We start from the raw sequence: 21258 nt of genomic DNA, 5'->3' as shown, positions 1-21258 counted from the left end.
ATCTCCAAACCTTCTATTATTGGTAATGATTAACCACCTATATGGGACATTTCAATTTTATGTGATGATTTATCATTCATTTTTTTTGTATTACTTAATCGTTCATCTGAATAACGATCCGTTCGGTTGCTCCATATTGATAGAATCGTTTCTTTTATTTGTTCATCATCTTGGTTAGACCTGACTAATTCTTTTAGATCATAACCTTTTGTTGCAAATAAACATGTATATAATTTTCCTTCTGCAGATATACGCGCCCTTGTACAAGTTGAACAAAATGAATCGGTCACTGATGAAATAATTCCAATTTCATCATCACTATCTTTGTAACGGTATCGATTAGCAACTTCTCCTACATAATTAGCTTCTGTAAATTCTAAAGGCATGACTTCATTGATCAGATCGATGATTGTTTGTTTTCCTACAACTTCATCGAGCCTCCAGCCGTTATAATTTCCAACATCCATATACTCAATAAAACGAAGAATATGTTTTTTCTCTTTAAAATATTGTGCCATCGGGATAAGATCTTGTTCATTCTTGCCTTTTTGAACCACCATATTGATTTTAACCTTCATTCCGATATCAGAAGCAGCTTGTATCCCTTCAAGAACAGACTTTACATTTCCTCGATTACCACTCATATATGCAAATCGTTCTTCATCTAAAGAGTCTATACTTACGGTTACTCTTCTTAAACCGGCTTCATATAAATCTTTTGCAAACTTTTTAAGTAATGTCCCGTTTGTTGTTAAAGCAATATCTTCAACACCATCAATTTTATTTAATCGTTCAATCAGTTTAGGTAAATTTTTACGTAATAAAGGTTCTCCACCAGTAATTCTAATTTTTCTTACTCCTAAAGATACAAAAATACGTGTTAATCTTTCAATTTCATCAAAGGATAGTATTTTATCTTGTGATAAAAAAGAATAGTCCTGACCAAAAATTTCTTCCGGCATACAATAACGGCAACGAAAATTGCAGCGATCGGTAACAGATATACGTAAATCCTGTAAAGGTCGATGATGTTTATCCAATGCAACATTTTTCATAACCATTGCCCCACTTCTTTTTATTTCATAAATGATTTGTTTAACTCACTATTTCACAATACGCTTTGAATGAGTATAAACATTGAGTGACTGATTTCGAATAAATCCAACTGTCGTAATACCTAATTCTTCCGCTAGTTGAAGAGCTAATTCTGTTGGAGCTGATTTCGTCAGTATGACCTCACAACCAATTTTAGCTACTTTTAGTAAAATTTCAGAAGATAATCGCCCACTAAAAACAATTATTTTATCTGAAATACTAATATTGTTTTTTAGACAATATCCATAGATTTTATCTAATGCATTATGCCTACCAATATCCATTCTATTCAAAACAATCCCATTTAAATCACATAAAGCAGCATTATGGACTCCGCCTGTTTCATGAAACAAAAATGCGGACTGTTGCATTTCTTTCATTAATCGAAAACAATCTTGAAATGATAGTTGAACATTCACTTCTTTCATTTTTTTTGCAGTTAATGCATCATTTACAAAAACAAACCCTTGTCTACTCATTCCACAGCATGATGTAATATATCTTTTACTTTGAATATCTTTATAATATGGATTAATATTCTTTGTTTTTACATGGACAAAGCCTTCTTTTTCTTGGAACCATATGTTTTCAATATCCTCGTATTTTCGGATGACCCCTTCGGATGCTAAAAATCCTACGACCATATCCTCAATAAACTCTGGGGTACTGACCATCGTAACAAATTCTTGTCCGTTGATTTTTACCGTGACGGGAAATTCTGTGACAACGCTGTCTTCAATATAGTTTGTTTCACCATTTTCAAAGCGGAGAATTCTTCTTCTCACTTCAGTTGGTAGCATCGTTAAAGATTCCCTTCTTCCTGAAATATTTTTCATATCTCGTTTTTCCACAAAAAATATTCATTAAGAGATGAACCTATCAATTCATTTTTTGATTAAAAGGTTCATCTCTTATTATTAAACTCTTTTCTATTAAATACAAATTGTTTTTTCTATTATTCTTTTAGACCTTTTCCCATACCTTTTAGAAAATGAATACCAAAACCAACTGCTCGATTTACATCAGGATCTTTTAAAACTTTTACTAAATCAAGTATTCCTACTTTATCATCATTTTCAAGATGTTTATTTCCTTCATCGATTCCTTTTGTTACGGAATTGATTAGCTTTGTTGTTAACTCTGGGTCCACACTTGAAAGTGCACCAGCAGCTCCCATAATATTATTGATGATATTCGTGACTGGCTCTCGGTTCATTTGTCCTAAAGCAATTTTTGTAATCTTCTCTTTAGATTGTAGCATTGAATTTGCAGCTTCAAGGACACCTGTTTCATTTAATTCAGAAACGATGTTTAAAATTTTATTTAACGAATCTTCATTTTCTGCTAATAAAAGCTTCAAATCCTCTAGTTTCTGTTGATTTTGCTCTTCTTTAGTTGGTACGTATTTTTGAATTGTCGTGATTGGTTGTGCCATCATTATTCCCCTTTATTTTGTCGTTAAGTGGACGTATCCTTTTCGTTCCCATTTACGCTGAACCTCAACTCCATTTTGAGGGTTGCGCTTTTTATTACGGGGGTTCGACTTTGGCAACGGACTTTCACCCTCTACACGTAATACTTCCATCCGTACCTTCGTTTGTTTATAAGCTGGTGTATTTGTACGGTGATCTTTAGCTGGACCTGTTAAGAAATTGATTGCAGATTCTTTATTTGTTGAATTCATCGGTAAGAACAACTCATTTTTTTGTACTCGGTCCGTTACTAGTGCTGGTAATTTCAGCGCTCCATACGGAGATACTAATCGAACTAATGAGCCATCTTTAATGCCACGTTCATTCGCAAGCTCTGGTGAAACCTCTACAAAAATCTCAGGTACTTTTAATTGAATACCATATGATTTATTCGTCATATTCCCTTCGTGGAAATGCTCAAGCATACGCCCATTATTTATTAATAGGTCAAACTCTTCTGCAAACTCAACAGGTTCCATCCAATCAGCTAAAGCAAATCTTGCCTTTTTATCTGGGAAATTAAAACCATCCTCATAAAGAAGTGGCGTACTTGCTCCGTCTAAGCTTCCCCAAAGGAAACTATCCCAGCCTTCCATCACTTCGTAGCTAGCTTGAGAGAATAGTGGCGCTAACTTTGCCATTTCAGCGAAGATCTCACCTGGATGCTGATAGTTCCAATTCGCACCTAATCGGTTTGCAATTTCTTGGACAATCCACCAGTCAGCCTTCGATTCACCAAGAGTTGGTAATGCTTGATATAATCTTTGTACTCGACGCTCAGTATTAGTAAATGTTCCTTCTTTTTCAAGTGATGGCCCAGCAGGTAAAATAACATCTGCATATTGCGCTGTTTTTGAGAAGAAGAGATCTTGTACGACAAAGAAATCCAAATCTGATAAAACTTCATGTACGTGGTTTGCATTACAATCGACAAGCGCCATATCTTCACCAACTAAGTACATAGCTTTCATTTCGCCTTTTTCGATTGATTGAAGCATTTGGATATTATCTAAACCAGGTTTTCCTCCAATTTCAACGCCCCACGCTTTTTCAAACTTCATGCGAGCCGCGTCATCCGTAACATGTTGGTAACCAGGAAGCCAGCCAGGAAGAGTACCCATATCACAAGCACCTTGTACATTATTGTGACCACGAAGCGGATAAGCGCCAGCACCAGGTCGTCTGTAGTTTCCTGTTGCAAGTAATAAGTTCGAAATAGCAGCAGATGTATCAGAGCCACCAGTGTTTTGCGTAACGCCCATGCCCCATAAAATACAAGTTCCATCAGCTTCATGAATCATTTCGGCTATTTGAATTAACGTTTCCTTTGAAATCCCAGTTACACTTTCGGCATATTCAAGGGTGTATTTCTCAAGTACAACTTTAAAGTCTTCAAAGAAATGAACATTCTCATAGATGAATTTTAAGTCATGCCAGCCTTGATCAATGATATATTTCGTTACAGCCATCAACCATACTTGGTCTGTACCTTGCTTTGGTCTAATAAAAATGTCAGAGCGCTCTGCCATTTCATTTTTACGAAGATCGGCAACAATCAGTTTTTGTCCATGTAATTTATGTGCTCGCTTAACTCTTGTCGCAAGTACAGGATGACCCTCTGCTGGATTCGCACCGACGATTATAACTAGTCCAGCCTTTGCGATATCCTTTATCGTTCCTGCATCTCCACCCATACCAACTGTGCGGAATAATCCATCTGTTGCTGGTGATTGACAGTAACGTGAGCAATTATCAACATTATTTGTTTCAAATACTTGTCGTGCTAACTTTTGAATTAAATAGTTTTCTTCATTCGTAATTTTCGAAGATGAAATAAATCCTACAGAACCTTTTCCATATTCTTGTTTAATGGAACCAAGTTTACTTGCAACTAAATCAAGGGCTTCATTCCAGCTCGCTTCAACAAATACGCCATTTTTTCGAATTAAAGGCTTTGTTATTCGTTCTTCGGAATTTACAAAATCCCAACCAAATTTACCTTTTACACAAGTCGAAATTGCATTGACTGGTGCATCAGAGCTTGGTTGAACTTTTAAGATTTTTCGATCCTTCGTCCAAACCTCGAATGTACAGCCAACACCACAGAAAGTACAAACTGTTTTTGTCTTTTTCGTACGTGTTTCTCGCATTGCTGCTTCAACCTCTGAAACGGCAAAAATACCACTATATCCTGGCTCTACTTTTTTTACTAAATCGATCATCGGATCAAGTAACTCGTCGTTTAATCCAGTCATAAATCCAGCTTCACCTAGCATTGATTTTTCCATTAATGCATTACATGGACAAATTGTTACACATTGTCCGCAACTTACACATGAAGAATCATTAATCGAAACACCCTTGTCCCAAATGACACGTGGACGCTCAGCTTCCCAATCAATTGATAATGTCTCATTTACTTGAAGATTCTGACATACTTCTACACACTGTCCACATGCAATACATTGATTTGGATCATATCGATAAAAAGGATGTGTCAAGTCTACTTCACAAGAAGCAACCTTTGGCTGATAAGGATACTTTTGATGTTCAATACCCATTTCTTCAACCGTATTATGTAGCTTACAATTCCCATTATTATTATCACAAACTGTGCAATATAATAAATGATTTTCTAATAAACGATCCATTGCTTCAGTTTGAGCTTCCTTCGCTCTTGGTGAAGTCAATTGAATATTCATTCCGCTCATTGCTACAGTTGAACATGAGCGCTTTAGCTCACCATTAATTTCAACAATACAAGTATCACAAGTTTGAATTGGATCGACCTCAGGAACATAACAAATTTGCGGATGACTAATTTCATTTTGATTGATGATTTGTAAGATTGTAGAACCTTGCTTTGCGATTACTTCTTTCCCGTCAATCGTAATTGTAACCATGTTATTTTTCACGGTTTTTTCTCCCCTTTTTAACATAAAAAAATCCACCATGAATACACATACCCGATTAATAGGTTTTATGTTTTCATGGTGGAATAGTTTATTAGCAAATCGTACTAACATACCAATCCATTTTTTTGTTTACTAAATTGATAGAGTCATAACATCCCATACTATGATTCCATCTCAATAGATTAATTATAATCTTAAAATGATAATTAAACAATAGATTCACGATACGAAAGTAAAACGCTTACAATATTATTTATTTACTTACTGCTGATTTTAATTTCTTAGCATTTTGATTTAGTTTATTAACTGCCTCACTATACTCTTCTTCCAGTTCATTTATAATGTCGGCAATTGAACTGATTTTTGTAATTGCCCCAACGCCATGACCAGCAGACCATATTTCTTTCCAAGCCTTTGCATTCGATTCATTTTTCATTCCATCGAAATCGACTTTATCTTTCTTTTTCAATGTTTCAGGATCAAGACCAGCCTTCACTATGCTAGGAATTAACATATTCGCTTTCACACCAGAGAATGCATCAGTTAGGACAATATCATCTTGTGTTGCATCAACTAGCATTTGTCGATATTCATCATTTGCTAAGCTTTCCTTCGCAACAATGAAGCGTGTTCCCATATAAGCTAAATCTGCGCCCGCAGCTTGTGCAGCTAATATACTTTTACCAGTTGAAATCCCACCTGCTAACACAATAATGCCGTCCCAGAACGTACGAACACTATCAACGAACGCAAATCCATTTAAATTTCCAGCATGACCACCAGCACCTGACGCAACTAAAATTAGTCCATCTACACCAGCCTCAGCTGCTTTTTTAGCAAATTTCATATCACTAACGTCTGAGAATACTAGTCCACCATAACTATGTACAAGATCAACTACTACTTTTGGAGAGCCTAATGAAGTAATAACAAGCTCAGGTTTATGTTTTTTCAATAGCTCAAGCTCTTCTTGTAATCTACTATAAGAGCTATGAACGACCATATTCATTGCCCATGGTGCAATTTTACGCTCCGGCTCATTTGCGCGCGCCAAAGCAAGATGATCATTTAATTGCCCCATCCATTGATCAAGTACCTCAATCGGGCGAGCATTCGGTGCTGGAAATGACCCAATTACACCATTTAAACATGCTGCCTCTACTAGCTCAGGTCCAGAAACTAAAAACATCGGTGCAGAAATTGCTGGCACCCTCAGTTGACTCCACCATTTTTCAGGAATTTGTTTACTCATTTACATGTCCCTCTTTTCTTTACGGAATATTCTGATTATTAATAATGATACATTAGTAAACTATTCTTTTCAACTCTATCTCTTTCAAAAATGCTTTTTCAAGGCTATACGCAATAGCAAGGATACTAAACTTGATATACAAATATAATATAGTGAATAGTAAAAAAAGGAACTTATAAACTCAATACACTAATAGATTCATAAATTTAACAATCTTATACTTCAATAGTAGATAGAAAAATATTATTAGAATTAGAGTGAGGCATTATATAATTAATTTATACTTTTTAGTCCTATCCTTTCACTAAGCCTGCTAAAAATAAAAAAAGGAAAAAATTCCTACAACTAAACAAATTGTGACAGAGTTCGACCGAAGAAAATTGTAGAATAGTCACATATAAGTAAATAATGTAATATAATTGTAATATTCTAATCTGAATTTCAGTAAACATTGATAGATGGACTAATTGGTTATGGGAGGAATTGTTTTGGAAAGCACTTTAAATGTAAAAGGAACTAATATTCAACAAAGAAGATCATTTAAACGGTCTTTGCCTTGGCATTTCATTTTGGTTGGTGTCATTATTATTATTACACTCATCATTGTGTTCAGCTATCGGGCTAATCATTTTAATGCTCAAATCAAAGTAAACGGCATAAATTTAGGTGGACTGAATGCTGACGAAGCACTAAAAAAATTAAAAACAAGCAAACTTAAAAACATCGTTTATGTAGGCGACCAGAAAATATTGGATGGAAAAGATACAAAAATGAATTTTACGGAAAGTGATCTGCCTGCTATTAAAAAAATTGTAAAAAACCAGCGCACGTTTTTTCCTACTTCAAAAGAAAAAAATTATTCTTTAATGCCGAGTAAACGAGATGAAAAACAAATTCACACAATGAAAAAACAAATTGAAAATAAGCTTCTCACTCTTAATAAGAGCTTAAAAGCTCCAAAAGATGCGACTGTTCAATTGAAACAAGGTAAAATTATTGTCTCAAAAAGCATTAGCGGTGAACGGTATGATGTTGATCATCTATTAAAAGACTATAAGGGACAAGAATATACTAGTATAATCCGTCTAAACCCTGTATACATACAGCCAATCAAAGAAGATAATCAAATTGTGAAAAATGAAAAGAAAAAACTTCAGGAACTACTAGGGCGTACAGTTCAGTATAAAGTTCAGGATAAAGTTTATTCTTTAAATGCGAGTGAATACATTCAAAATGCTTCTGTGTCAAAAGATATGAAAGTTACGATCGACTCTAGTAATCTTAAAAACAAGATTGCTGAAGTAAATAATTCTCACTCTACATTAAATAAAAATTTTACATTTAAGACACATTCAGGATCAGTCATTTCAGTTAAAGGAGAAGGCTATGGCTGGGCATTAGATGTTGATAAAGAATCAACACTAGTTCAGAAGGCTTTTGAAACAGGAGAAAAATCGATTACTCCTACTCATATTATCGGAAATGGCTGGAACAATGAAGGTTATGGATATAATACGACCACGAACAATGGGATTGGCGATACATATGCTGAAGTGTCGATTGCCGAACAGCGTATTTGGCTTTATAAAAATGGCAAATTGGTTATCACAACGAATGTCGTTACTGGTAAACACATCACTGGTGAGGATACTTCAAAAGGAGTTTGGTATATCCTTTATAAACGAACACCATCGATCCTCAGGGGTTCACATGTAGGTCTTGGTTCTTATGAAGTTAAGGTCGATTATTGGGCACCATTCACAAACAGCGGACAAGGATTCCACGATGCTAGCTGGCGAAGCAACTGGTCAAGCAATGCCTATCTAACTGCAGGATCGGGTGGCTGCGTTAACACTCCACCTATTCTAATGAAAACCGTATTTGATAATCTCAGCACATATGAGCCAGTAGTCATCTACTAAAAAATTGCATAATCAAAAACACTGAAACCCTATAAAACGTTTCAGTGTTTTTTTATGATTAGTTTAATATCGTTACTTTCACTTGTTTTCTTCCAAAATTAATCGCATCTTGTTTATTTGGGATAAATACATCAATACGTTTTCCCTTAATCGCACCGCCAGTATCTCCAGCTATTGCTACACCATAACCTTCTACATTCACTTTACTTCCAAGCGGGATTACACTTGGATCAACGGAAATGACTTTTGTATTTGGATTCTCTTTTAAGTTGATTCCAGTAGCCGTAATGCCAGTACAACCTTTACAAGAAGCTGTATAGGCAGATGCTTCCATTATTATTACTTTTGAACCAGCTGAATCATTTGTTTTAGATTCATTTTCTTTTGGTGTTGGTGCACTTTCTTTTGTTGTTGGTACACTTGCCTTTGTTGTTGATGCACTCTCTTTTGCTGCTGGTACACTCTCTTTTATTGTTGATGTACTTTCTTTTGTTGTTGGTGTACTCTCTTTAGTTGTTGATGCACTTTCCTTTGTTGCTGGTACAATTTCCTTTGTTTTAGGAACATCTTCTCTTGATGCCGATGCAGTCTTTGGAGATTCTTGAACTGACTTCACTGTTGAAGTAGTTTTAGAATTTGTTGCAAGATTTGTATTTATCATTTTTGATTGAGCTATATTTTTTACGCCTTCAAAAATTACTAGGTTTAATCCAGGTTGAATTAGATCAGTATGTATATTGTTCCATTCTTGAACTTGCGATACTGTTACACCATGATTTTGTGCAATATCCCATAACGTATCACCTTTTTTAACTTGATAATGTTTTTCTGGTGCAATGATAAGTTTATCACCAGGATGAATTAAGTCTGAAGTAATCCCGTTTAACATTTTAGTATTTTCAACGGTAGCATTATTTGCACGTGATAGATCCCACAAGGTATCCCCTTTTTTTACATTAATAGTAGCAGCCTGCACATTAGCACTTACAGATACTGAGAGTGCAGCAGCTGCTAAAATGGTTGTAACTTTAACTTTGTTAATCATTTCTTTTACCCTCCATGTTCCTTTGTTTGCTAATTTTCACTAATCGTAACATAGATTTTTCTAAAAAAAGTAACAGGGAGATGATAAATCATTTCCTTTCATCGGATGTTTATTACAGGTGTTTAACTAAAATTACTGAGAATACAGCAATAAAACGGGCTTTTTCTTAAGCTCTTTTCAAAGTAAATTGCCGGTATTACTCGGTATTTAGCCCTTTTTTTTATTCGTTAATGAGTATTTCAAAATCTGACGGTGAAAATTACATAAATTACAATAGATAAACAATTTCAACAATCCGTTTTTTTCTATAAAGGCTCTTTTGAGTAGATTGTTGATTTTTTTATTAAAGTTAAGGGCAGTTTTGTTCAATTAGGAATAATAAAATATGTTACTATTATGAAAGTAATTAAAGCGCTTATTATTAAGTTCTAGAAAGGGGTGATTTAGTGAAAAAAGCTTTTTATTTAATTTATTTATTACCGATTCCTTTTCTTACCACATGGTTTGACTTGAACAGAGTACCATATACATCTTATTTCTTATTATTTGCAACGCTTATTATGGGGTTATTATTAGTTCGATTAAGAATGAGTCACTTTTTCATTGTAAATGCACTAGTACTATTATTATCTATTATTTTAGTGAAAATTTTCATACCAGAAAATGGTCCATATAAGCTATTTGAGAGAAATATTTCTCCTATTTTCTATTTTATTTTATATTTTCTAGGTCAATTAATTATTAGATTTATACTTCATGTTATAGCGATCAATAAATCAGTGCAAAAAGTAGAGTGAAAATTTATATACCCAGTCTAAAAAACTACTTTTGTGAGGAAAATTAATGAGGAAATATCTATATAAGATATTTGAAGGTATGGGAGTTTTTATATATATTTTATTTTTTATTTTGGAAGTAAAAGAAGAAAAAATTTGGACGTTTATACTAAATCCACTGTTAACGACTTAGATCTATCGTTAATATTTCTTATTTATTTGCAATTATTTGTTTTACATTTTTTCTTACTCGACTATTTAAATAGTTACTATGAATATTTTAAAATATATTCTTATTCACTGCTTTAGTTGAGCTTCGGCGGTCTTTTTTATTTGACTAATTGCAGATTAGTAGCATATGGCCTCTTATCTTACTTGCTTTGAACTTTTAAAAATAGTGTTAAGTAAACCAGAGGATTCTGGAAAATAAAATATAAGTTCTAATTCAACTAAAGTATTGCTTAAGTTGAATTAAAAAAGAAAAGAGATAAATGAGTATACTTACTCATTTACCTCTTTTTTTTAAATCAATGATACATGCACTTATTTTGATTCACTTGAATTAGCTGGTAATTTATCAAGTTCAAGATGATTTCTCAAACTACTTGTTATAGCATTTACGCTAGTTTGATCAGGCATATAATAGTAAATTCTGTTAATATAATCGTCTTTTCCTTCTAATTTTAATGTCGTGATGTCTTTAGGATTAGCTTCTTTCATATCATTGAATAAGTATAATCCTTCAGACAAGCTCATATTTGTTTTGACATTTTTACTAAATACACTAGCATAATTATCTATTTTAAATAATGTTTTCGGAGACTTTAATTTATCGATAATTGCCAGCATAGCTTGTTGTTGACGTTCCTCACGTCCAAAATCACCACGTGGATCGCGCTTTCTCATTCGAGCATAGGCTAAAGCTTCTGTTCCATTTAGATGTTGATTTCCTTTTTTGAAGTAAACCTTATAACGTGGTTTAGTATCTGTATATTGCCAAAAATCAAATGGAACATCAACATCAATTCCACCAATCTCATCGACAATATTTTTAAAACCACCAAAGTCTACAGTAACATAATAGTCGATTGGGACATGTAAAAAGTTTTCTACTGTATTTACAGTGGATTGAAGACCACTGTTATATGCACCATTAATTTTAGTTTTTCTTTTTTGAGCTGGAATTTCCACGTACGTATCACGAGGAATACTCATTTTTTGTATTGTTTTATTTTTGGGATTTACAGTTACTAATATGATGGAATCAGTTCTCCCACCTTTACCCTTTGTTGCGTAGTTTTCAATTCCAAGAAATAAAATGGAAAACGGTTGAGTATCTTTTATTTCTTGTTTACGCAAACTTGAGTGAAGAACATCACCCTGGGTAGCATTCTGTAATTTATAGTATGTTTTTATTCCCTTATATCCAATAAATGCTATAAGAATTAGAACAATCAACAGCAATATTTTAAGAGGCTTTCTTTTTGTTTTTTTGATTTTATTACGCTTCTCTTCCATTTGAGCTCCTTTTGAGATAATTGTATAGCCTATAATTTTTAATCAGAATATTTAAGATGAAAAATGACTAGTATAATTTAAACATTTATGTCGTTATACTACAATACAGATTTTGTTAAATTTTTTTAATGAATAAACTAAAAAGAATAAATTTAAATACAATTTTAGCAACGTAGTTTTAAATCTAAACTTGATTATTTTATATCTTTATTGTTAGCGGCATTAGGGGAAATTATCATATTTAATTAGTAACAAATTTTTTGCTTGAATTGTTACTCGAACTTTAGACTAATTTTCTTTCAAAAATCAACGTTTATATTAAACAGATCCCCTCTAAAAAAGAAAAAGGACCTATAATAATAGGCCCCTACACAAAATTAAACGCGATACTCATCCGCTCGCCAATTTTTAATATTTTGTTTAATCTCTTTCGAACTCATTCCTTCATTTACAGCTCTTTCACTTAGCGCTACAAATTCCTCGTCACTTGAAAATCGTAATGCAATGATTTGCCCCATTGTTAATTGAGGATTTAACGGTTTACCAGTTAGCGTAAAGTGACGAAAATTTTCTTCCATTCGAATGACACGGTCTTGCACTTTGTTGGAATAAAGTCTTGTTAGAAAAAACGAAACAACTAATAAAAGCGAAGTAACTAAAATAAATACTGCTAACCAAATATGATCGTTATTTTTTATTGCGATACACAAGTTAACGATTGAACCAATGATTGTGATTAACGCTAGTGGTGCCCCAAAAAAGTGGAAAACTGGATGATATCTAACGTGATGATCTAAGCTTTGCGGTTTCATATGTACATCTCTCCTCTAAATATGTTTTATGTCCCTATTCTAACATTATTATTCTAACTGCTTTTTTATCATTAAAGAATTTTTATTTACAATAAAAAAATCTAGTAAGTCTAAAGGGCTTACTAGATTTGAATCAAAATTATATCCTTTTTTCTGACACCGCTTCGCTTATTACACTATACATATTTTCAACACCTTCATTAGAAGATTCAAAAGTATAAGCATTTTCTTTTAAAATTCCTAGGCTACTTGCTTCTTTTGCTACATCGATATTTGCTCCCATAAATATAAATTCCCAATTATACTTATCTTGTTGGTGTTGGATAAGATGTTTCACTTTACTATACGTAAATTCAACACTCGCATTCTCTAACCCATCAGTCGTAATAACAAAAATGACTTTAGCAGGTCTTTCCATCTCGTTACATAAAGACAATCTGTTGCCTACATTTAAGATGGTTTTACCTATTGCATCTAAAAGTGCAGTAGTTCCTCTTACAAAATACTCTTTATCCGTTAATATTAATTCATGTGCATTGAGCCCATTCCATAAGACTTCGTACTGGTCGTCAAAAAGCACTGTTGTTACATTCGTTTCCCCATCAAAACTACTTTGTTTTTTCATAAATGCGTTAAAACCACCAATCGTATCACCTTCAAGTCCAGCCATTGAACCACTTCTATCGATTAAAAAAATGATTTCTGTTTTATTACTGTTCATTCTAAATCAGCCCCTTCATTCTTGATGTTATAATAGTAACTGAATTAATTAGTAGATAGTTCGCCTTAAAAGAGACATTTTGGAAGGGGGAATTGAACATGCTTAACCAAGAATTTTTGATTGAATTACAACTATATGTAAAATGCCATTTAGAAGAAGTAAAAATAGAAGAAATACATTTTAGTCAGAATGAAATAAATGCGGCTGAGCCTTTAGAAAATATAGAGATTGAAGCATTTATTAAAAACAAACTGAAACCAACATTTAAAGAGCTCTTATTTAACTTTATTGATAAAAAAAATCTCAGTGATCCACTAATCTATAAATAATCTATAAAAAGACGGGAATTGACCGAAAACATTTTTCAAAAATTCGCTCCATTCCTAATTATCTTCCAAAGAAAAATACAATAATTGCTTTATCACTAGCACTTGAACTAGATAAAATTGAAACGAGCGATCTCTTAAGTTCTGCTGGCTATACATTATCAGATAGCGATTTAACTGATTTAGTTATAAAATTTTTCTTAGAGAAAAACATTTATGATATCGATTTAGTCAACGATGCATTGAACCATTTTAATTTAAATCCACTAATAAAATAAATAAAAAAACACCTTAAATCACCTTTTCTGAAGTGATTAATAGATGTTTTTTCATTTTTAACCATATTCCATATTTTAGCAACTCACTTGATCTCTTCCATTATGCTTCGATTTGTATAATGCCAGATCAGCTTGCTTCACTAGCTTTAAGTAATCTTGTTCAGTTTCAGCAATCAATGAAGCTACACCAATACTTAATGTAACTAATTTTTTCTCTGATTGCTCATGTTCAATCTTTAATTTTTTTATATTTTTACATAATCGATTAGCTATTTTAATTGCATCATTCAGATCTGATTTCGGTAACAAGATTGAGAATTCCTCTCCACCATACCGTGCAACAATGCCTGATGCGCTTGTCGTCTCTAATTGCAAACTAGTTGCTACTTTTCTTAAGCATTCATCACCTTTTGGGTGACCATATAGATCGTTATATTTTTTAAAATAGTCCACATCAATCATTAATAACGTCATTGGTATAGAAGTGTCATAGGATTTGGAACATCCATTTAAAAGTTGTTTTTCAAAATATCTACGGTTATATAGTCCAGTTAGACTATCCACATTTGCGATATTTTCCATTTTCTTTAATTTTATTTCTGTATTACGTGTTTGATAGGCTATAAAATAACTTAATAATAATGCTGGAACAAACATTAAAATCCAAAACCCAATCGTTTGAAGTAATCTTTCTGATACAATCTCACCAATTGGTTTTAGCATCCATTTATCGATTAAATAAAAACCGATACATCTAAATAAAATGATAATAGGAGTCAAAATAAGAATTCTTTTCTTTTCATCCCATTTTTGATAATTCATATAAAAACCAATAAATAAAACAATTAATAACAAAAGTGAATCAATTAGGTAAACATAGTTAAATCCTTTAATAAAATAAAAAGCAATAATATCGAAGAAAAACATTGTCACTAAGGTAATATTCCCAAAAAAGATTGCTGCAATTTCCATTCCAAGAGCTCTAATTTGAATATTTGTTCCATGATCTGTGAAAATCGGGAAATTTATTAATACAATTGTTAATACACTCAATAGAATCCCGATAAAAAATTCTTGAGATTTCGATTTCCCTGCAAACCTTTGTTTTGCTTCTCCCCATAAGATGGAAGAGGTTAGATAAAAAAAACTAATGATGATTGTATGGGTTATTAAAATATTTTTAAAAAGCATAATCCCCTCCAGGAATTACCTTAAAATAAATACAATTATTTTTAATATATTAAAGAAACTAATCTATGTTTTAAATTATCTTATACTTAACTTCTCCGTAATATTATATTAACATACTTATCTATTTGTTTGTATACAATTTTTATACAATGTTCTTAATTAAAAAAGACGTCTATCTGTCAAACAATGACCTTAAGACGTCCCTTTTTAGTTCCATTTATGTTTTAATAGTTCTTCTATTCATTCGAAACATGATCTATTCAACAATTCCTGTATGAAGTATATCTAAATTAACCTTAACTTTAATTTTTGCACTCGAATACTGTTTCCTCCATTTTTTCCCATTAAAGTCCCTGTAATGTGCTTCTAATTTTGAGCCGAAACCAATTGGATCAACATTATTTTTTTGAAGGAGTGAAATAAGCTCCTTTGCATTTTTTTCAATATCCCTTTCAATTGCTTTACTTATTTCTTTAATATGTTTAGGAAGTACTATTGGTTTATCACCAGTATATTCTTGAATTCTGGCATTCATTTTCATATGAATTGTAAACTCTGGTTGTCCTTTTTTGATTTTGATGTCATATTTACTTTTAGATTTTATATTATCAATTGCTACATAGTCTCCATCAATTTTGAATTGATGTAATCCTTGTTTATAATTTTCTTTCAACCCTTTAAAAATGAAAGCATATTTCCAAGGAATAATTGTTATAAGTTTATCTCTTTTGAAAGTTGCAATGCCATTTAATTTAATCTTTTCATCCACTATTTTTAACACAGGTAAATACGGATCCTGCCCTACTTCAAAATATTGATAGACAAACGTTGAAAAATCGGTATAGGGAAAAGGTCCAGCCTCTGAATTGTGTACAAGCATATCGTAAAGATATAAAGCTATGTTTTCATTTTTATACTGTGGTAATGAAAGTAAATCACTTGATTTACCATCAACAATCGCTAATTGTATGATATTCCCAACGGCCGGGTCCCGATTAAACGTATCAACAATTGGGAAAAAACCTTTTTTGGCTAAGTCTAGACTGAATGTAACAACACGCATCTGACCTGACATTAACCGATACCTCATTTGACTATCTAATCTTTCCCTTACTTTTTTTATTGTTTCTCCACTTGCAGAAGACACTTTAAATTCGATCTGTCCAGATGGTCGAAACACAGGGAAAACAACAGTCCCTTTTAGTTGTTCTGGTTTTGGAAGGTCGAAACCAGCTGCTTCAATAATATTTAGTTCATTAACATTCGCAGACGGTACAAGTGCACAGCCATTTAAAGATAATGCAATACAAATAATAAAAAATAGAAGATATTTTTTCATTTTGCTTTCCAAGACTTCATTATCATAAATAGGATTGAAAAAAGTGGTATATAAACATAAAAAATGTAAAGAGAAATTCTACTTGTATAATCTGCAAATGCATTAATTTGATATCGAGTTTCAAGTAATTGACAAACGATAAAACTAATTACACTAATCAATATTAATGTATACTTTTGCTTCCATTTAAAAATTAATTTTAATCCTCTGCTTGAGCTCCATAATAAAAGAGCTAAAATTGAAATAACCTTTATTAAAAAACTGGAAATTAGTATATATTCAAATCTTTCTAAAAATGGAAAATGAATTAATTTAGCTATATAGAGTCTCGCCCAGATTACATGTTCAATTTGTTTTTCACTTAATAGTAAAAAAGTTGTAAAAGCCGATAATGTGAAGACTAAAGTTGAAAAAAAGATTCCCCATTGAGCATACTTTTGAGAAGAATTTCCATTACGAATAAATGGAAAAACCATTAGTAATATTTCAAACCCCGCCATTGTATAGATTGATTTTTTTGCTGACAATAACAAATCTTTAAACGAATGATCAAGAATAGGTAAAATATTATCCATATGAATATATTTATGTGGCAAATGAAATAGCAAAGCCCAAAGCAATGCCGTAAAGATTCCAGATAGAAATGCAATCCCAACTACTACACGAAACCCACCTGATACAATATAGTAGCATAATAATAAAATGATACTCGATAATAGCCACGTTGATATAGACGGAAACATCCAAACTTGAACGATTTCAATATATAATCTTAAAACAGATATTGCTAAAATTAGATAATAGATTAGAATAACTAAACTTAAGATTGATCCGATAATATTACCAAAAAATTGCTTATGCGCATCAATAATATCTCCTTGTGCCTTTGTTAACATTTTATACATAAACCATACAACTGCATTAACAATAAACCCAGCAATAATTACACTAATCCATGCATCATAACCAGCATCTTGTGCGATGAGTCGTTGAAACCCTAAAACACCTACGCCTATTTGAGAGCTTGTAATAATAAAAAATAGGAGATACGGTGAAACTTGTTGTCTTCTATACGATGCCATTAATAAATCTCCCCTTTTTATTCATCAAAATCACTCGGTGGACCTGGACGTTTTATATCATTTGTTGATCGAAAAAGTGTAGCTGGTCTTAAATTCGTAGGTCTTTTTTCCTGCTTTGCAAATGGTAATCTGATCCACAAATCATTAAATGACGTTTTCCTAAACGGATATGTTCCAATATAGGGTCTTCCTAAAGAGGTTAATCGGAGCAAGTGCGTCATTAAATAGATAAAGCCCATAAATATCCCTAAAAGCCCAATTAGCTGAGCCATTATGATTACCGGAAACTTTATAAATCGAATCGTATTGTTAAATTTATAGATTGCAGATGTGTAGGATGCAAGTGTACCAAGTCCAACTAAGATTAATAGAATATTACTCGTAAGCTTAGCTTCTACAACAGCTTGCCCAATTACAATACCACCAACAATACCAAGGGTTTGTCCAATTTTTGATGGTAATCGAAGTCCGGCTTCCTTTACTAACTCGATCGTAATTTCTAAAAATAGCACCTCAAAAATTGGAGGAAATGGTACAGATGCTCTAGATATGACTAATGATTCAAGTAAGCGAGGTGGAATTAGCTCATAATGATAGGTCAGAACTGCAACATAAAAAGGCGTTATAAATATCGCAAGTGCAAAACCGAATATTCTTAGTAAACGGAAAAATGTAGCAAGTTCCCAATTGACATAATAGTCTTCCATCGCGATAAAAGTCTCATCTATTAAAGCAGGAGTCAGAAGAACATTTGGGGAACCGTCAACAACAATGGCGATTTTCCCTTCAGTTAAACCTCCGACTGTGCGATCAAGTCTTTCAGTTGGAATCGATTGTGGGAAAATAGAATGCGTGTTATCACCAATCATAGACGAAATAAATGAACTATCCGGAATATGATCATATTGGATATCTTTTATCCTCTGAGTAACTGTATTAATATTTTCATCATCAGCAATTCCACTTATATAGATAACAGCAACACTCGTTTTTGATAACTTTCCAACTATCAATTCCTCCACATGAAGATCAGAAATTGGTAATTTATTTCGAATTAAATTGATGTTTACATCTAAATCTTCTACAAATCCAACTTGCGGACCTAAAGTAGTAGCTTCCATTAAAGGAGGACCAATCGTTCTGGAAACATTATTCGATATATTAACAAGTAAACAATCAGTTATATTCTCACCATACTGAATTGCCGTATAACCTTTTAGCAATTTACTTTTGATTTTAGAACTATCAGAAGTAATCGTAAGTTGTTGAACTGGAAGTTGAGACATCAAATCTTCAAGAGTATAATTCTTTGTCAAATATGGAAGTATTTGATCATGCATGATCTCAGACCTAATTAATGTTCGGTAAAAATAAATACTATAGTAACTATCATTCTGAAGATCACTTGAAGTTTTAAATTTAATAAAATCATTTGATTTCGATAATTCATCAATCCAATTTTCTTTTGAGGAATCTTTTTTCATACCATCTTTATAAGTTCTCATACCATTCCCCTATTTTGATTTTATTTTATCATTTGAATTGGAGATGGAAATTATTCTAATAAATGGAAGAAAAATACATCGTTTAATTAATCAATAAAAAGTTGATATTTAAATTCAGATAATAATCAACCTATAAATATTAAAATCACCTATATTCCTTTATCAAAAATTCAATTATTTTTTTCTATAGCTTATCAATTGGATTTTTAATGTATACTATTAAGGATTAAATAAGAAGATCTTTTTTGAAATAGTTAATACATTTATAGTAGGAGAATAAAATGGCAAAAGAGAAAACGTTAGAACAAATTGCATATGAAAAATTAAAAAGTTTGATTCATTCAGGTGAGTATCAAACTGGTATGCATTTGAAAGAAACTGCACTTGTATCTGAATTACAAATGAGTAGAACACCGATTAGAAGAGCACTTGGAAGACTAGTATCCGAAGGGTTGTTATCACATAATAACTTTCATGGAACGACTGTTACATATACTCATTTTACTTTACATGAAATTATTAATATGATTGAAATTCAATGGTGCTTTGCTGTATTTTGCGTAGAAAAATCCCAAAGGAAGCATACTCCATTTAATGTCAAACTACTTAGAGAAATTACTGCCTCTATGGAAAAAGCCTATAATCAAGATGATGCCCACAATTATCACGGAGCGTTGACAGAGTTTTATAAAACATTTTTACTAAATTCTCAAAATAATTTAATCATCGAAATGCTTGATAATCTATGGAAGAGATTTACTGAAGAAGCGACGTCATCTAATGTATTTAATGTAAGAAAAAATAGAATTCCACACACTATAGATTTATATAACTCTCTTGTTGATCGTGTGGAAAAATCTGAATATGATAAAGCAACTGAAATTTTATCTCAACTGAAAGAAGAAGCATTTATGGATTTAATGTTTTAATGTAAATTCAATAAAAAACATCTAAACCTTTTAAGGCTTTAGATGTTTTTTTATTGATTATCGAGAATTAACTAATAAAAATATTTTTGTATACAATTTTTATACTTAAGTTAATATAACTTTAACTTATTTACTTCAGAATTCTTTAAACATCCTCTTACTTCATTTATCACATTGATTAATCTGATTAGATATTTCCCTTTATTACCATATTATTGAAACAATTATTTTTCTATACTATTTAATCAATTTTATTGTATACTTTGTGTATAATATTAGTTCTTTTCTTAGAACTAAAAGAAGATTAGTAAAAGCTGTGGGACAATATATTAGATTTGTTCGTATAGTGAGTGGATTTATAAAAAATCCCTACTCTTGTTTAGCTACGCTTTTAAATAACACTAGAAAGTAGGATGGTGAAACACTTGCCAAATAATATAACATTAGAACAAAAAGCATATGAAGAAATCAAAAAATTTATAATACAAGGTAAATATTCTGCTGGAACATATATAACTGAAGCATCACTTGTAAAGGATTTGAACATGAGTAGAACCCCAATTCGAAGGGCTCTTGTCAAATTGGAATCAACTGGTTTAGTTAAACATTTTAAAAACCAAGGCTCAATGGTGCAAAATATTCAAATTACATTGATCGATATCGTTAATTTTTTAGAATGTCGATTATTTTTAGGCATTGGTAGCATTGAAAAAGCTAGAAGGAAAATGCTTGATTTTCCAATAAATGAAATGAATGAATGCATTCAGTTATTGAAAAATGCGGTTGCTCATGAAGAACATGATTTATATTACGAAGAAGCAAATCGCTATCATAACCTTATTTTACAAACAAGTCAAAATGATTTAATGATGGAAACGGTCGGAGCTTTACAAAATAAATTTGAGATTATTGCAAGTAAATATTATTCCTATAGACGAAGTTCAGTTAAAAATCATATTAAGCAGTACGAAGAATTAACTAAATTTTTTGAAGAAAAAGAGTATGACCAAGCATTGGAACTGTATAATGAAATGATGAAAGAAAAAATACAATCATTATTTTAGAAATATGAAAAAGCCT

The 21258-nt window shown here is 32.0% G+C and carries 18 protein-coding genes; 5 read left to right on the top strand and 13 right to left on the bottom strand.

All coding sequences use genetic code 11. The features are described 5' to 3' along the window. Nucleotides 1-29: 29 nt before the first annotated feature. The 5 genes from moaA to CN946_RS08720 all read right to left on the bottom strand — a co-directional run bounded on the left by moaA (nucleotide 30) and on the right by CN946_RS08720 (nucleotide 6734). Nucleotides 30-1055, bottom strand: coding sequence for a GTP 3',8-cyclase MoaA (moaA, locus tag CN946_RS08740; RefSeq protein ID WP_098860788.1), 1026 nt, complete (start codon nucleotides 1053-1055; stop codon nucleotides 30-32). A 48-nt stretch (nucleotides 1056-1103) separates the two neighbouring features. Next, the gene (gene fdhD, locus CN946_RS08735; RefSeq protein ID WP_098860881.1) at nucleotides 1104-1895 is read right to left on the bottom strand and encodes a formate dehydrogenase accessory sulfurtransferase FdhD; all 792 of its coding nucleotides are present in this window, start codon (nucleotides 1893-1895) and stop codon (nucleotides 1104-1106) included. A 155-nt stretch (nucleotides 1896-2050) separates the two neighbouring features. Beyond that, the gene (locus tag CN946_RS08730) at nucleotides 2051-2530 is read right to left on the bottom strand and encodes a helical membrane plugin domain-containing protein (protein WP_098860787.1); all 480 of its coding nucleotides are present in this window, start codon (nucleotides 2528-2530) and stop codon (nucleotides 2051-2053) included. 12 nt (nucleotides 2531-2542) lie between these two features. Then, the gene (gene fdhF, locus CN946_RS08725) at nucleotides 2543-5470 is read right to left on the bottom strand and encodes a formate dehydrogenase subunit alpha (protein ID WP_141546888.1); all 2928 of its coding nucleotides are present in this window, start codon (nucleotides 5468-5470) and stop codon (nucleotides 2543-2545) included. Nucleotides 5471-5735: 265 nt separating this feature from the next. Next, a complete protein-coding gene (locus CN946_RS08720; RefSeq protein WP_098860786.1) occupies nucleotides 5736-6734 on the bottom strand; it encodes an NAD(P)H-dependent flavin oxidoreductase in 999 nt (332 codons plus the stop codon). A gap of 473 nt (nucleotides 6735-7207) precedes the next feature. On the opposite strand from CN946_RS08720, the gene CN946_RS08715 reads away from it, so the two are divergent. Then, complete coding sequence (locus tag CN946_RS08715) at nucleotides 7208-8656, top strand: L,D-transpeptidase family protein (RefSeq protein ID WP_098860785.1); 1449 nt, start codon at nucleotides 7208-7210, stop codon at nucleotides 8654-8656. Between the two features lie 58 nt (nucleotides 8657-8714). Here the strand turns inward: CN946_RS08715 and CN946_RS08710 are convergent, their stop codons facing one another. Beyond that, a complete protein-coding gene (locus CN946_RS08710; protein ID WP_098860784.1) occupies nucleotides 8715-9701 on the bottom strand; it encodes a LysM peptidoglycan-binding and 3D domain-containing protein in 987 nt (328 codons plus the stop codon). A 446-nt stretch (nucleotides 9702-10147) separates the two neighbouring features. Between CN946_RS08710 and CN946_RS08705 the strand changes: the two genes are divergently transcribed. After that, on the top strand, nucleotides 10148-10498 hold the full coding sequence (locus CN946_RS08705; RefSeq protein WP_098860783.1) for a hypothetical protein: 351 nt from the start codon (nucleotides 10148-10150) through the stop codon (nucleotides 10496-10498). Nucleotides 10499-11020: 522 nt separating this feature from the next. Here CN946_RS08705 and CN946_RS08700 read toward each other — a convergent pair. The 3 genes from CN946_RS08700 to CN946_RS08690 all read right to left on the bottom strand — a co-directional run bounded on the left by CN946_RS08700 (nucleotide 11021) and on the right by CN946_RS08690 (nucleotide 13528). Further along, complete coding sequence (locus CN946_RS08700; RefSeq protein WP_098860782.1) at nucleotides 11021-11995, bottom strand: LCP family protein; 975 nt, start codon at nucleotides 11993-11995, stop codon at nucleotides 11021-11023. Nucleotides 11996-12372: 377 nt separating this feature from the next. Further along, on the bottom strand, nucleotides 12373-12807 hold the full coding sequence (locus CN946_RS08695; RefSeq protein WP_098860781.1) for a DUF6526 family protein: 435 nt from the start codon (nucleotides 12805-12807) through the stop codon (nucleotides 12373-12375). A gap of 139 nt (nucleotides 12808-12946) precedes the next feature. Continuing rightward, a complete protein-coding gene (locus CN946_RS08690) occupies nucleotides 12947-13528 on the bottom strand; it encodes a vWA domain-containing protein (RefSeq protein ID WP_098860780.1) in 582 nt (193 codons plus the stop codon). Nucleotides 13529-13626: 98 nt separating this feature from the next. Between CN946_RS08690 and CN946_RS23670 the strand changes: the two genes are divergently transcribed. Beyond that, entirely contained in the window at nucleotides 13627-13857 is a 231-nt protein-coding gene (locus tag CN946_RS23670) for a hypothetical protein (protein WP_218012649.1), read from the top strand. 350 nt (nucleotides 13858-14207) lie between these two features. Here CN946_RS23670 and CN946_RS08680 read toward each other — a convergent pair whose 3' ends face one another. The 4 genes from CN946_RS08680 to CN946_RS08665 form a co-directional block, all read right to left on the bottom strand. After that, complete coding sequence (locus CN946_RS08680) at nucleotides 14208-15323, bottom strand: GGDEF domain-containing protein (protein ID WP_098860779.1); 1116 nt, start codon at nucleotides 15321-15323, stop codon at nucleotides 14208-14210. A 256-nt stretch (nucleotides 15324-15579) separates the two neighbouring features. Continuing rightward, the gene (locus CN946_RS08675; RefSeq protein ID WP_098860778.1) at nucleotides 15580-16662 is read right to left on the bottom strand and encodes a Ger(x)C family spore germination protein; all 1083 of its coding nucleotides are present in this window, start codon (nucleotides 16660-16662) and stop codon (nucleotides 15580-15582) included. Further along, a complete protein-coding gene (locus tag CN946_RS08670) occupies nucleotides 16659-17744 on the bottom strand; it encodes a GerAB/ArcD/ProY family transporter (RefSeq protein ID WP_098860777.1) in 1086 nt (361 codons plus the stop codon). The genes CN946_RS08675 and CN946_RS08670 overlap by 4 nt, the downstream gene beginning before the upstream one ends. A 17-nt stretch (nucleotides 17745-17761) precedes the next feature. Next, nucleotides 17762-19249, bottom strand: coding sequence for a spore germination protein (locus CN946_RS08665; RefSeq protein ID WP_098860776.1), 1488 nt, complete (start codon nucleotides 19247-19249; stop codon nucleotides 17762-17764). A gap of 281 nt (nucleotides 19250-19530) precedes the next feature. On the opposite strand from CN946_RS08665, the gene CN946_RS08660 reads away from it, so the two are divergent. Further along, nucleotides 19531-20178 carry a GntR family transcriptional regulator gene (locus CN946_RS08660; RefSeq protein ID WP_098860775.1) on the top strand — a complete coding sequence of 216 codons (648 nt, stop codon included), beginning with the start codon at nucleotides 19531-19533 and terminating at the stop codon, nucleotides 20176-20178. Between the two features lie 425 nt (nucleotides 20179-20603). Then, the gene (locus CN946_RS08655) at nucleotides 20604-21242 is read left to right on the top strand and encodes a GntR family transcriptional regulator (RefSeq protein ID WP_176547268.1); all 639 of its coding nucleotides are present in this window, start codon (nucleotides 20604-20606) and stop codon (nucleotides 21240-21242) included. Nucleotides 21243-21258 lie beyond the last annotated feature (16 nt).

The sequence above is a fragment of the Bacillus sp. AFS053548 genome (assembly GCF_002575105.1).
Classification (GTDB): Bacteria; Bacillota; Bacilli; order Bacillales; family Bacillaceae_G; genus Gottfriedia.
This window is presented reverse-complemented; position numbering and strand designations above follow the sequence as displayed.

Bases quoted from the DNA above. Each gene is read 5' to 3' on its own strand.
- moaA (WP_098860788.1), bottom strand. From the start codon at position 1,055: ATGAAAAATGTTGCATTGGATAAACATCATCGACCTTTACAGGATTTA.
- fdhD (WP_098860881.1), bottom strand. From the start codon at position 1,895: ATGCTACCAACTGAAGTGAGAAGAAGAATTCTCCGCTTTGAAAATGGT.
- CN946_RS08730 (WP_098860787.1), bottom strand. From the start codon at position 2,530: ATGGCACAACCAATCACGACAATTCAAAAATACGTACCAACTAAAGAA.
- fdhF (WP_141546888.1), bottom strand. From the start codon at position 5,470: ATGGTTACAATTACGATTGACGGGAAAGAAGTAATCGCAAAGCAAGGT.
- CN946_RS08720 (WP_098860786.1), bottom strand. From the start codon at position 6,734: ATGAGTAAACAAATTCCTGAAAAATGGTGGAGTCAACTGAGGGTGCCA.
- CN946_RS08715 (WP_098860785.1), top strand. From the start codon at position 7,208: ATGGGAGGAATTGTTTTGGAAAGCACTTTAAATGTAAAAGGAACTAAT.
- CN946_RS08710 (WP_098860784.1), bottom strand. From the start codon at position 9,701: ATGATTAACAAAGTTAAAGTTACAACCATTTTAGCAGCTGCTGCACTC.
- CN946_RS08700 (WP_098860782.1), bottom strand. From the start codon at position 11,995: ATGGAAGAGAAGCGTAATAAAATCAAAAAAACAAAAAGAAAGCCTCTT.
- CN946_RS08695 (WP_098860781.1), bottom strand. From the start codon at position 12,807: ATGAAACCGCAAAGCTTAGATCATCACGTTAGATATCATCCAGTTTTC.
- CN946_RS08690 (WP_098860780.1), bottom strand. From the start codon at position 13,528: ATGAACAGTAATAAAACAGAAATCATTTTTTTAATCGATAGAAGTGGT.
- CN946_RS23670 (WP_218012649.1), top strand. From the start codon at position 13,627: ATGCTTAACCAAGAATTTTTGATTGAATTACAACTATATGTAAAATGC.
- CN946_RS08680 (WP_098860779.1), bottom strand. From the start codon at position 15,323: ATGCTTTTTAAAAATATTTTAATAACCCATACAATCATCATTAGTTTT.
- CN946_RS08675 (WP_098860778.1), bottom strand. From the start codon at position 16,662: ATGAAAAAATATCTTCTATTTTTTATTATTTGTATTGCATTATCTTTA.
- CN946_RS08670 (WP_098860777.1), bottom strand. From the start codon at position 17,744: ATGGCATCGTATAGAAGACAACAAGTTTCACCGTATCTCCTATTTTTT.
- CN946_RS08665 (WP_098860776.1), bottom strand. From the start codon at position 19,249: ATGAGAACTTATAAAGATGGTATGAAAAAAGATTCCTCAAAAGAAAAT.
- CN946_RS08660 (WP_098860775.1), top strand. From the start codon at position 19,531: ATGGCAAAAGAGAAAACGTTAGAACAAATTGCATATGAAAAATTAAAA.